The following is an 11,369-nucleotide window of genomic DNA, read 5'->3' as shown; positions in this document are numbered from 1 at the left end:
GCCCCGCCTCGACCGAGGCGGGGCTTCGCCGTGTGGCGTTGCTCGGCGTCTTCTAGCGTTCGCAGGCGACGCCGTCGTTGTCGCGGTCCAGGCCGGACCGGTACCCGGGGTCGCCCCGGTGCAGGGGGGCCTTGCCGGCGGCCTTCACCGCGTCGCAGTTCTTGTAGTAGGCGCTGCCGCCGGCACCGCCCTGGGAACCGCCACCCGACGCCCCGTCCGAGTTCGCGTCCGAGCCCCCGCCTGACGTCCCGCCCGACGACCCGCCAGTGGAACTGCCGCCGGCGTTGCCCTGGTGGTTCGGGCTGGACGGGTCGTTGCGTTCGTCCGCGTAGAGCGCCGCGTACCGGTCCGCCGGGCACGAAGCCCCCGGCTTCACCAGCTGGAGCGCGGGAGAGGCCGCCGGGTACAGCTTGCTCCCGGGCTGGAGCACGTTCGCGCACACCACCCAGGCGTCGTGGTCGGCGGGCAGCGCGAGGTCCAGGTAGCGGCTGTGCTCCTGGATCCGGTCGGCTGCGACACCGGCCGCCACCAGCAGGGCACGCGCCTCCCCGGCGGTGTGCTGGGCGACGTCGGGCATGACGCCCGACGCGGCGCTCGGAGTTGGAGTCGCGCTCGGAGCGGGAGTGGGAGTCGCGCTCGGGGTCGGAGTCGCGCTCGGGGTCGGCGTCGGGGACCCGGCGTCGGCCGGGGTGGCCGCCGTCGTAGCCGTAGCCGTGGCCGTAGCGGTCGGAGCCGGAGCGGCGGTCGTCGCCGGGGCCGCGACCGGCTGCGCCTTCTCCGGCTTCGGCCCCGTGATGACGCCCAACCAGAAGAGCGAGCCGATCAGGCAGCAGAAGGTCAGCGCCACCTTGGCGGCGACGTGCAGGCGGCGGGAGCGCCACAGCCAGATCGCGGCGAGCGGCGGTACGAACAGCAGGGCGGCGGCTCGGACGAGCCGGTTGGCCGTGGTGCGGGGCGGTACGGCCTGGGGCCCGGGCGGCCGGTGCGGGTCGGGGGTCACGAGGGGGTTCCTTCGAGCAGGAGTGTTTCCCCGGGGAGAGCGGCACCCCGGGGTGGGTGCTCCGGCCTGGGCTGGACGGCCGCCGCTGCCGGCGGGCGAGGCCGCTGTCCGGGGCCGTCCGGAGGCTTCGGAGAGTGTAAAGGACTCGTATGGAACAGGTATGCGCCAGGTAGCGAACTCCGGCCCCGGCCCCCGCCCGGGTGCACGGCTCCACCCCGGCCGGGACTCCCGTGTTGCTCGCCCCGGCCCTCGGCTACGCCAGCCCCACCTGTGCCAGGGCCGCGGTGAACCCGGTGCGCCAGGGCTCAGGGGTGGCGCCGGGGGAGGGGGCGGGCGCTGGGCGGGCGAGGGCGGCGAGGGCGTTGCGGACCACCTCGGCGGGGTGGGCGGAGGCGACGTCGGCGTGGCCGAGTTCCAGCTCGTGCTGGAGGTTGTCGCGACCGTGGCCCTGGACGACGTCGAGCAGCAGCAGTCGCCGTCCGAGCGCGCGGGCCTCGCTACAGGTGTCGCCGGAGCTGGTGACGACGAGGTCGGCGGCGGCCATCATGGCGGGGATCCGGTCGGTGTAGCCGAAGGGGTGCAGACGCGGCTCCCGGCGGGCGGCGGCCCGCAGCCGCCGTTCCAGTTCCCGGTTGCGCCCGGCGACGGCGAGCACGTGCGGACCGGCGGCGGCGAGCGAGGCGGCGGTGCGGGCGAGCGGTCCGAGCCCCCAGGCGCCGGACATCAGCAGCACGCACCGCCCGCCCGCCGGGACGCCCAGTTCGGCACGCGCCTCGGCCCGGCCGGGCGGCCGGTAGAACGGTTCCCGCAGCGGAGCGGGCAGGACGGTGACGGCGGCGTCCGGCCGGTAGCGGCGGACGGCGCAGGCGGCGACCTCGGAGGTGACCAGGAACAGGTCGGTGCCCTCCTGCACCCAGAGCCGGTGCGGTGTCACGTCGGTGCAGAACACGAAGTGCCGGAAGTCCCGTTGCGGCAGCCGGTTGACGGCCGAGGTGGCGGTGGCGAACACGGAGACCACCAGCTGCGGCCGCTGCACCGCGACCAGTTGGCGCAGGGCCGGGACGAGCCGGCTGCGGGCGGCCGCGTCGGCGAGCAGCGCGAGCCGGGCGCCGGGCCGCAACGCCGAGAAGTGGAAGGCGTCGTACACGCCGGGCAGGTCGAGCAGCCGCCGGAACACGGCCTCCCCGGCGGCGCCGGAGCGCTCCCCGAGCAGGGCCATCGCGTCGACCGTGTGGGTGGTCCAGCCGCGGGCCCGCAGGGTGTCGGCGCAGGCCTGGGCCATCACGTCGTGGCCCTGGCCGAGGGAGCCGGAGACGAGCAGGGCGTGCGGCATCGGGCGGCCCGCTCAGGAGGCGGCGGAGGCGGCTGCGGCGGCCCGGTACCAGTCGGCGTAACTCCGTACGCCGTCCGCGAAGTTGGTGTGCGGAGACCAGCCGAGCAGGCGCTTGGCCTGGGCGCAGGAGATCCGCCGCCCGGTGTAGTCGGCCTTGCGGCCGTCGATGTGCTCGATCGAGACCGGCCCCAGCAGGTCGTCGACGGTGTCGGCGATGTCGCGCACCGAGACGGCGGTGGAGCCCTCCAGGGCGAAGGTCTGGTCCTCGGCGGCGGGGGACAGGGCCCGGACGTGGGCGTCGGCGAGGTCCTCGACGTAGACGAAGTTGCGGCTCTGCCGCCCGTCGCCGGCGATGGTGATCGGCCGCCCGGTGAGCGCGGCCTGGACGAACCGGGCGACGACCAGTTCGTCGCGCATCCGGGGCCCGTACGGGATGCCGTAGCGCAGGATGGTGAAGTGCTGCCCGTACAGCTCGCGGTAGCTGTGCACCAGCATCTCGGCGGCGAGCTTGGTGGCCACGTAGAGGTGGCCGCTGTGTTCCAGCTCGATCGGCACGTGTTCGTCCAACTCCTGCTCCCCGCCGTCGAGTTGATCGTCGGTGAGGGCGGCGCCGTAGACCCAGACGGTGCTCGCCAGCACGGTGCGGCTCAGCCCGCTGCGCCGGGCGGCCTCCAGGACGGCCTCGGTGCCGTCGATGTTGGTCCGCACGGCCCGTACCGGGTCGGCGGAGACCTGTTCGACGTCGGCCATCGCGGCGAGGTGGTACACCACTTCACTGCCGGCCAGCGCGGAGGTGAGGGCCGCGAGGTCGAGGATGTCGAGCCGGGCGTGTTCGGCGTCGGGGTTGAGGTACTTGTCGGTGGTGTCCACCGCGAGGACGTCGTGGCCGGCCGCGAGCAGGTGGTCCACGACGTGTGACCCGATGAATCCACATCCCCCGGTGACGGCTATCCGCACGATCTCTCTCCTTGTCGGGCTCCGTGTCGAGCGCCTTCTCGAACTCCGTGTCGAGCGCCTCGGCGCGCCCGCCTGGTCGGGTCGACCCCGCCCCGGCTATCCGGCGAGTCTCCGGTGCACCGCTGAGACGGCCTCGATGACCTGCTCCGTCTCGTCCCCGGTCATGTCGGAGTGCACCGGCAGGCACACCTGCCGCGCGCAGACGTCCTCGGCGACCGGCAGCGGCCCGCGCCGGTAGGGGGCGAGGACGGGTTGCAGGTGCAGCGGCAGGTCGTACACCTCGCCGGACAGCCGCACGCCGTAGTCCTCGGCGACCGCCCGCTTGAACGCGGCGCGCTCCACCCCGGGCGGCAGCAGCGCCACGTACTTGTAGTAGTTGCCGCGGCAGCCGGGCGGTTCGAGCACCGGCTCCAGGCCGTCGAGCCCGGCCAGCGCCTCGTCGTAGCGGCGGGCGACGGCCCGGCGGGTCTCGATGAACTCCTTGAGGCGGCGCAGGTGCACGGCGCCGACGGCCGCGCTGAGCTCGCTCATCCGCCAGGCGTGGCCGAGCCGGACGTGGTGGTTGGTGGTGAAGGAGCCCTTGCCCTGGTCGCGGTAGGTGCGGGCCTCGTCGCGCAGCTCGGGCGACTCGGTGAGGACCAGGCCGCCCTCGCCGCTGGTGGTGACCTTGGTCGGGTAGAACGAGAAGGCCCCGGCCAGGCCGAACGTCCCGGCGCTGCGCCCGTCGAGGCTGCTGCCGTGGGCGTGTGCGGCGTCCTCGACCAGCGGGACGCCGTGCCGGTCGCAGAGCGCGCGCAGCTCCTCGACCCGCGGGGTGATCAGTCCGCCGATGTGGACGAGTACGACGGCTGCGGTATCCGGGGTGAGGGCCGCCTCCAGCGTCTCGGGGGAGAGCGCCAGGGTGGCCGGGTCGACGTCGGCGATCACCGGGCGCCCGCCGGCGTGCAGGACGGCGCCGGCGGTCGCGTAGAAGGTGACGGCCGGCACGACGACGTCGCGGCCCCGGACGTCGACCGTGCGCAGGATCACCTCCAGCGCCGCGGTGCCGCTGCTCACCGCGACGGCGTGCGAGGCGCCGTGCTCGGCGGCGAAGGCCTGCTCGAAGCGCTCGGTCCACGGGCCCAGGGTGAGGGCGCCGGTGGTGAGCATCTCCATCACCGCCTCGGCGACGGCCGCGCGGTCGGATTCGTCGAACACGATGCGGGCGGCTGGAACGCCCATGGGCACCTCCGGCGGCGGGCTGGGGTCAGCACCGATCGGGTCAGATGGGTCCGAACCATAGGAAAAGGGTCGGGCCTGGCACATCACGCTACTTCGCCCGCCGGGCCGCGGCCCGTCGTCGCCGCCCGCCCGGGTGACGGCGCCCGGCCCCGTCGCCGCGCTGCCGCTGCCCCCGTCAGCGCTCCGTCGCCGCCGCCGGGAGTGCGCCCGACTGCTCCCGCCACAGCTGATGCGCTTCCGCCGTCCGGGGAGGGGCCGTACTGCGTCCGCAGTACGCAAACGGCCTGCGCAGGGACGACGACGGAGGAGGGGCCGGCGATCAAGGATGGGCCATGCTGCGGGCGGTCCGCGCCGAAAGGCGTCGGGGCGGCCGCGGTGCGCACGCTGACCGAGATCCGAAGGAGTCCACTCTTCCGTGGCCACGTTCCTGTACCGCCTGGGCCGCTGGGCCTTCGTCCGACGCCGGCTGGTGACCCTGCTCTGGGTCGCCGTGCTGGCGGTCTGCGGAGTCCTGGCGGCCAAGGCGCCCGCCGCACCCGACGACGGCTTCGCGATGCCCGGTACGGAGGCGCAGAAGGCCTTCGACCTGATGAACGAGCGCTTCCCCGGCGGCCACGCCGACGGCGCCTCGGCCCGCCTGGTGTTCGTCGCCCCGTCCGGGCAGAAGATCACCGCCGAGCCCAACCAGCAGGCGGTGGAGCGGACGGTCGCCGAGCTCGCCCACGCCGACGAGGTCACCGGCGCGGTCAGCCCGTTCAAGGCCAACACCGTCTCCAAGGACGGCACCACCGCGTACGCGACCGTCAGCTACTCCGTCAAGGCGGGCGAGCTGTCCAAGGGCGCCACCGACGCCCTCGAACAGGCCGCCCAGCACGGGCGGGACGCCGGGCTCAAGGTCGAGGTCGGCGGCAACGCGCTGATGGCCAAGCCCGAGGCCGGCGGCAGCAGCGAGATGATCGGCATGGCGCTGTCCGCGGTCGTCCTGGTGATCACCTTCGGCTCACTCGTGGCCGCGGGCCTGCCGCTGCTCACCGCCGTGATCGGGGTCGGCCTCGGCATGGCCCTGATCACCGGGCTGGGCAGCACGCTCGGCCTGTCCTCCACTACCAGCACGCTCGCGATGATGCTGGGCCTCGCGGTCGGCATCGACTACGCCGTGTTCATCGTCTCCCGCTTCCGGGCCGAGCTCGCCGAGGGCCACACCCCGCAGGAGGCGGCCGGCCGGGCCGTCGGCACCGCCGGCTCCGCCGTGGTGTTCGCCGGACTCACCGTGGTGATCGCCCTGGCCGGGCTCTCGGTGGTCGGCATCCCGATGCTCGCCAAGATGGGCATGGCCGCGGCCGGCACGGTGGTCATCGCCGTCCTGGTCGCGCTCACCCTGGTCCCCGCGCTGCTCGGCTTCATCGGCCGCCGGGTGCTGCCCCGCAAGGCCCGCAAGGGCACCGTCCAGCCGAAGAAGGAGAACGGCGGCTCCCGCTGGGCCAAGTTCGTGCTGCGCCGCCCGCTCGCGGTGCTGCTCGGCGGCGTGATCGGCCTCGGGGTGCTCGCCGCCCCGGCGCTCGACCTGCGGCTCGGCCTGCCCGGGGACGAGTCCAAGCCGACCTCCACCACCCAGCGCCGCGCCTACGACCTGCTGTCCGAGGGCTTCGGCCCCGGCTTCAACGGGCCGCTGACCGTCATGGTGGACGTCAAGGGCACGCCCGATCCGAAGGCCGCCGCGAGCGAGGTCGCCAAGACGGTCTCCGGGCTGCCCGGCGTGGTCTCCGTCACCCCGCCGATGTTCAACAAGGCGGGGGACACCGCCCTGCTGAACGCCGTCCCGTCCACCGGTCCGAGCGCTGCGGAGACCAAGGACCTGGTCCAGGCGATCCGCGGCCACGCCGCCGGCCTCAAGACGACCACCGGGGCGACGGTCCTGGTCAGCGGCACGACGGCGATGAACATCGACGTCTCGCAGAAGCTCACCGACGCGCTGGTGCCCTACCTCGCGGTGGTCGTCGGCCTCGCCGTCGTCCTGCTGCTGGTGGTGTTCCGCTCGGTGCTCGTCCCGCTGAAGGCGGCGCTCGGCTTCCTGCTCTCGGTGGCCGCCGCGCTCGGCGCGGTCGTCGCGGTCTTCCAGTGGGGCTGGCTGGCCAACCTGATCGGCGTCGAACAGACCGGCCCGGTGATGAGCATGATGCCGATCTTCATGGTCGGCGTGGTCTTCGGCCTCGCCATGGACTACGAGGTGTTCCTGGTCACCCGGATCCGCGAGGGCTTCGTCCACGGCGAGCAGCCCGACGAGGCCATCGTCACCGGCTTCCGGCACAACGCCCGGGTGGTCACCGCCGCCGCGTTCATCATGATCGCCGTCTTCGCGGGCTTCATCGGCATGGGCGAACCGATGATCAAGATGATGGGCCTGGGCCTCGCCGCGGCCGTCGCCTTCGACGCCTTCGTGGTCCGGATGGCCATCGTCCCGGCCGTCCTGGCCCTGCTCGGCCGCCGCGCCTGGTGGCTGCCGCGCTGGCTGGACCGGCTGATACCGGACATCGACGTCGAGGGCAGCAAGCTGCAGACCGCCGCCCCCGAACCGGCCCCGGTCCGGGAGTCCGTCGGCGTCTAGGGCGTGTCTTCAAGCCCCCGTCGACCCCCCTGCGGACCAGCCGGGGCCCGTCCCGATCCACGGGGCGGGCCCCGGCCCGGACAATGGTTCGATCCCTACCGTTACCGTTGCTGTCGGGGTCCGCCACGCACACGGCGGCCCCCGACCCGGCCCACCCCGCCCGGCAGGGCGCGGTTCGGCACGAACTGGCAGAACCCGGCGAGGGTGCCGCCAGGGCACCCCCGACCCGGAGAGCACCACGATGAGCGACACCTGGCAGCGGCTGCGCCGCGACCACCCCCGGCTGCTCGACGCCGTCGGCGGCGCCGTGCTGATCGCGATGACCGGCCTCGGCGTCACCGTCGACCAGACCGGCCACGTCATCTCCTTCAGGCCGCTCAGCGCCACCATCGCGCTGGCCTCCGCCGTCACCGTGTTCGCCCACCGACGGCACCCGCGGACCGTGGTCGTCATCACGCTGATCTGCACGATGGCCCTCATCCTCACCACCCCCCGCCTCACCCCCGGGCTGGCCACCCCGCTGCTGCTCGCCCTCTACTTCCTCGCCGTCCGCACCGACCGCGCCACCGCCCTGCGCGCCTCGATCGCCTCCGCCGTCCTGCTCACCGGCACCTCGCTGATCGGCGACGGCGGCGGCCCGATCGGCCAACGGCTCGGCGTCCTCGCCTGGGCCCTGCTGCCCGGCGCCCTCGGCGACTCCATCCGCAACCGCCGCGCCCACCTCGCCGCCATCGAGGAACGCGCCGAACGCGCCGAACGCACCCGCGAGGAGGAGGCCCGCCGCCGGGTCGCCGACGAGCGGATCCGGATCGCCCGCGACCTGCACGACGTCGTCGCCCACCACATCGCCCTCGCCAACGCCCAGGCCGGCATCGCCGTCTACCTCATGGACCGCCACCCCACCCAGGCCCGCGAGGTGCTCAGCCACATCACCGACGCCACCGGCTCCGCGCTCCAGGAACTGCGCGCCACCGTCGGCCTGCTGCGCCGCGCCGAGGAGCCCGCCCCGCTCGAACCGGCCCCCGGCCTCGACCGGCTCCCCGAGCTGATCAACGCCTTCGAACGCACCGGCCTGCCGGTGCGGCTCACCGTCGAGGGCGAGGCCCGCGCGCTCTCGCCCGGCGTGGACCTCACCGCCTACCGGATCGTCCAGGAGTCCCTGACCAACGTCGCCAAGCACGCCCAGGGCGCCGGCGCCGAGATCACCCTCGCCTACAGCGGCAGCCGGGTCGCCGTCAGCGTCGCCAACGGCCGCCCGCCGACCAGCGCCCGCCCCCGGCAGGCCCTGCTGCCCCACCCGGCCCCCGGCGAGGGCGGCTTCGGACTGATCGGCATGCGCGAACGGGCCGGCGCGGTCGGCGGCCGCCTCACCGCCGACAGCCGGCCCGACGGCGGCTTCCTGGTCACCGCCGAACTTCCGCTGCGCACCGGCGCCCGGGACGACAGCGCCGGTCGCGGTGGCTGTGCCGGTCGCGGTGACAGCGCCGTACGGGCGGACCGTGCCGGCCGGGAAGACCGCGCCGTTCGAGTAGACCGTGCCGTTCGAGTAGACAAGGACCACGCATGACCATCCGGGTACTGCTCGCGGACGACCAGGCGCTGCTGCGCGGTGCGTTCCGGGTGCTGATCGATGCCGAGGACGACATGGAGGTGGTCGGCGAGGCCGCCGACGGCCACCAGGCCGTCGAACTCGCCCGCGCCACCCGCCCCGACATCGTCCTGATGGACATCCGTATGCCCGGCGCCGACGGCCTCGGTGCGACGGCCGCCATCTGCGGCGACGAGGAGCTGGCCAGCACCCGGGTGCTGATCCTCACCACCTTCGAGATCGACGAGTACGTGGCCCAGGCACTGCGGGCCGGCGCCGGCGGCTTCCTCGGCAAGGGCGCGGACCCGGCGGAGCTGCTCGCGGCCGTCCGCACCGTCGCCGCCGGGGACGCCCTGCTCTCGCCCGCCGCCACCCGGGCCGTCATCGACCAGCTCCTCGCCCAGCCCGATCCGGCGGCCGGCGGCACCTCCGAGCGGCTGTCCGTGCTCACCGCGCGCGAGCGCGAGGTGATGTCGATGGCCGCCACCGGGCTCACCAACGAGGAGATCGCCGAGCGGATGTTCGTCAGCCCGTTCACCGTCCGCACCCACGTCCACCGGGCGATGGCCAAGCTGGACGCCCGGGACCGGGCCCAACTCGTCGCGATCGCCTACCAGTCCGGCCTGGTCCCGCCGGGCCGTCCGGCCTGACCGGCGAAGGCCCGCCCGTCGGCCCGTCCGTCGGCCCGTCCGTCCAACTCGCCTGGTTTGCGCCGGTAGCAGGGCTGAGCGACCGTCAAACTCCGGCCATATGTCGGTGATCTGAATTCCAGCCTGCCCGAAAACGACCTCCGAACTGGTGTATCAGCGAGTAGTCTGCCGATGACTCAGGATGAGGAGGGTGTTCGTGGAAACGAAGGACACGGCAGGCGAGGTGCGGATTCTCCAGCCGTTGCCCGGGCGCACGGCGGACGGATCGCAGGAGTTCGACCTGCGGTTGACGCGTTTGCTCCGCCTGCTCGGGGCTGAGGCCGCGCACGGGGCGGACTTCCCGAGCGCGGCCCGGTGGGAGGTCCACAAGGCGCTTTCCGGGCGTACTGACCTGCCCGAGGAGTACTTCGAGGCACTGCTGGAAGCGGCGATCTACGACCCCAACCCGAGCTTCAACCGGCGCTTCGTCGAGCCGGCCCTGCTCGCTTTCGGCCAGCGCCGGGTCCGGCTGACCCTGCTCGGCTACCTGCACACCGGCACCGACACCGAGCGCGCCGGCGCCGCCCGGGCCTGGTACTGGACGTCCCTGTCGGTCGGGGACGGCCGCAGCACGGCCGCCGCCGACGAGGGCTCGACCGTGCGGGACGCCTGGTACGAGGCCGCGCTGCGGGAGTTCGTCGCCAACGAGGACCTGGACGTGCGGCGCTGCATCCTCCCCGGGCTGCCCCTCGTGCCGCGTGCCTACCCGTCGCGGCTGCACGCCCTGGTGGAGGCCGCGGTGGCCATCGCGAGGGCGCACCCCGACGAGTACATCCGGCACCGCGCCGAGGTCCAGGTCGGTCTCTGACCGCCCCCGGCCCCGCCAGGCCCACCGGCGGGGCCGGGCGACCGCACTGGGGGCCGAACTCGGCCGTCACGGCGTCCCGTTGGCGGCCCCGTCGACCGGGTCGGTCAACCCGTCTTGACGGTGATCTCGCCGATGTTCGTCCCGAGGTCCAGCTTGTACTGGCCGTTCGGGTCGTTCTGGACGCCGATGTGCTTCTCGCCCAGGTCGGTCGAGGCAGTGACGTGGTACGAGGCGGTCGGCACGGTCACGTTGATCTCGCCGTTGGAGGTCTTCGCCGTGATGTTCTGGGCCTTGCCGGGGGTGAGCTTGATCCCGCCGTTGTCGGTCTTGGCGCTGACCCGGTCGCCCTTGAGCGAAGTGCCCTTGATCTCTCCGTTGTCGGTGCGCACGTCGACCGGCCCGGCCACGTCGTCGAGCGTGATGTCGCCGGAGCTGGTGTGCACCGAGACGTCGCCGACCTGGGTGAGCTTGATCCCGCCCGCCGACGTCCCCCCGGTGATCGGCAGCCCCGGCGGCAGCTCGACGGTGTAGTCCACCGAGCAGTTGCGTCCGCAGCCGCCGAGCACCAGCACGCCGCCGTCCACCCGGGTGCTCGCGCCCGGCTTGCCGCTCCGGTACGTGATGTTGCGGTGGACGGCGGCCTGGGTGGCGCCGGCCTTGCCGCGCACGGTCACCTCCCCGGCGTCGCTGTCCAGCCGGATGCCGGTGATCTTGTCCGTGACGGTGGCGTCGTCGGTGAAGTTGGTCCCGATCGGGTTGCAGGCGCTGAGCACCCCGGCGGAGACCCCGGCGACCACGAGAGCCCCCGCGAAACGGTGGTACCTGCCCATGTTCGTCCCCCATGTGTCCTGCGCTGCTTGTTGCGCGATAGCCCCTGATGACCGCCCCCGTCCGGAGCCGTCCCGACGACAGTAACCGCACGTGGTGGCCCCGGTCGGTGGTATTAACCCCCCTAAAGCGACTCCAGTCAGCCCCCCGGCGCCGCTCCACCCACCCCCACCCGTGTCCACCTGGGTCCACCCGTGCCCCTGTCGTCGCCCCGGGGAGAAATCTGTAGACCGGCCTACATATTTTCCGGGGGCGGCCGCGGAGCCGTGTTTCGCGGGGGGGGTGGGGCCCCCCCCCCGCGGGTGGGGGGGTTGAACACCGGGCGGCTACCCCCGCGTGG

Annotated in this window: 9 protein-coding genes; 4 read left to right on the top strand and 5 right to left on the bottom strand. The window is 73.8% G+C overall.

Annotated features, from left to right (window positions below):
- Nucleotides 1-52: 52 nt before the first annotated feature.
- The 4 genes from ACFV6I_RS31855 to ACFV6I_RS31840 all read right to left on the bottom strand — a co-directional run bounded on the left by ACFV6I_RS31855 (nt 53) and on the right by ACFV6I_RS31840 (nt 4,511).
- Nucleotides 53-1,000 (bottom strand): excalibur calcium-binding domain-containing protein, encoded by a 948-nt coding sequence (locus ACFV6I_RS31855; RefSeq protein WP_380429048.1) that lies wholly within the window; start codon nt 998-1,000, stop codon nt 53-55.
- Nucleotides 1,001-1,253: 253 nt separating this feature from the next.
- Nucleotides 1,254-2,333: a hypothetical protein gene (locus ACFV6I_RS31850; RefSeq protein WP_380429046.1), complete on the bottom strand. Its 1,080-nt coding sequence runs from the start codon at nt 2,331-2,333 to the stop codon at nt 1,254-1,256.
- 12 nt (nt 2,334-2,345) lie between these two features.
- Complete coding sequence (locus ACFV6I_RS31845) at nt 2,346-3,290, bottom strand: NAD(P)-dependent oxidoreductase (protein ID WP_063350681.1); 945 nt, start codon at nt 3,288-3,290, stop codon at nt 2,346-2,348.
- Nucleotides 3,291-3,386: 96 nt separating this feature from the next.
- Nucleotides 3,387-4,511 carry a DegT/DnrJ/EryC1/StrS family aminotransferase gene (locus ACFV6I_RS31840; RefSeq protein ID WP_380429044.1) on the bottom strand — a complete coding sequence of 375 codons (1,125 nt, stop codon included), beginning with the start codon at nt 4,509-4,511 and terminating at the stop codon, nt 3,387-3,389.
- Between the two features lie 415 nt (nt 4,512-4,926).
- On the opposite strand from ACFV6I_RS31840, the gene ACFV6I_RS31835 reads away from it, so the two are divergent.
- From ACFV6I_RS31835 to ACFV6I_RS31820, 4 genes are all read left to right on the top strand, one after another.
- The gene (locus tag ACFV6I_RS31835; protein WP_380429041.1) at nt 4,927-7,116 is read left to right on the top strand and encodes an MMPL family transporter; all 2,190 of its coding nucleotides are present in this window, start codon (nt 4,927-4,929) and stop codon (nt 7,114-7,116) included.
- A gap of 241 nt (nt 7,117-7,357) precedes the next feature.
- On the top strand, nt 7,358-8,683 hold the full coding sequence (locus ACFV6I_RS31830) for a sensor histidine kinase (RefSeq protein ID WP_380429039.1): 1,326 nt from the start codon (nt 7,358-7,360) through the stop codon (nt 8,681-8,683).
- Nucleotides 8,680-9,354: a response regulator gene (locus tag ACFV6I_RS31825; RefSeq protein WP_380429037.1), complete on the top strand. Its 675-nt coding sequence runs from the start codon at nt 8,680-8,682 to the stop codon at nt 9,352-9,354. The genes ACFV6I_RS31830 and ACFV6I_RS31825 overlap by 4 nt, the downstream gene beginning before the upstream one ends.
- A 196-nt stretch (nt 9,355-9,550) precedes the next feature.
- A complete protein-coding gene (locus ACFV6I_RS31820) occupies nt 9,551-10,201 on the top strand; it encodes a hypothetical protein (protein ID WP_363374723.1) in 651 nt (216 codons plus the stop codon).
- Nucleotides 10,202-10,305: 104 nt separating this feature from the next.
- Here ACFV6I_RS31820 and ACFV6I_RS31815 read toward each other — a convergent pair whose 3' ends face one another.
- Nucleotides 10,306-11,031 (bottom strand): DUF4097 family beta strand repeat-containing protein, encoded by a 726-nt coding sequence (locus ACFV6I_RS31815; protein WP_063350686.1) that lies wholly within the window; start codon nt 11,029-11,031, stop codon nt 10,306-10,308.
- Nucleotides 11,032-11,369: the final 338 nt, after the last annotated feature.

Origin of the sequence: Kitasatospora sp. NPDC059803, assembly GCF_042732255.1 — a bacterium.
Taxonomy (GTDB): Bacteria; Actinomycetota; Actinomycetes; order Streptomycetales; family Streptomycetaceae; genus Kitasatospora.
The sequence above is the reverse complement of the archived record's forward strand: the minus strand, read 5'-3'. Positions and strand labels throughout refer to the sequence as shown.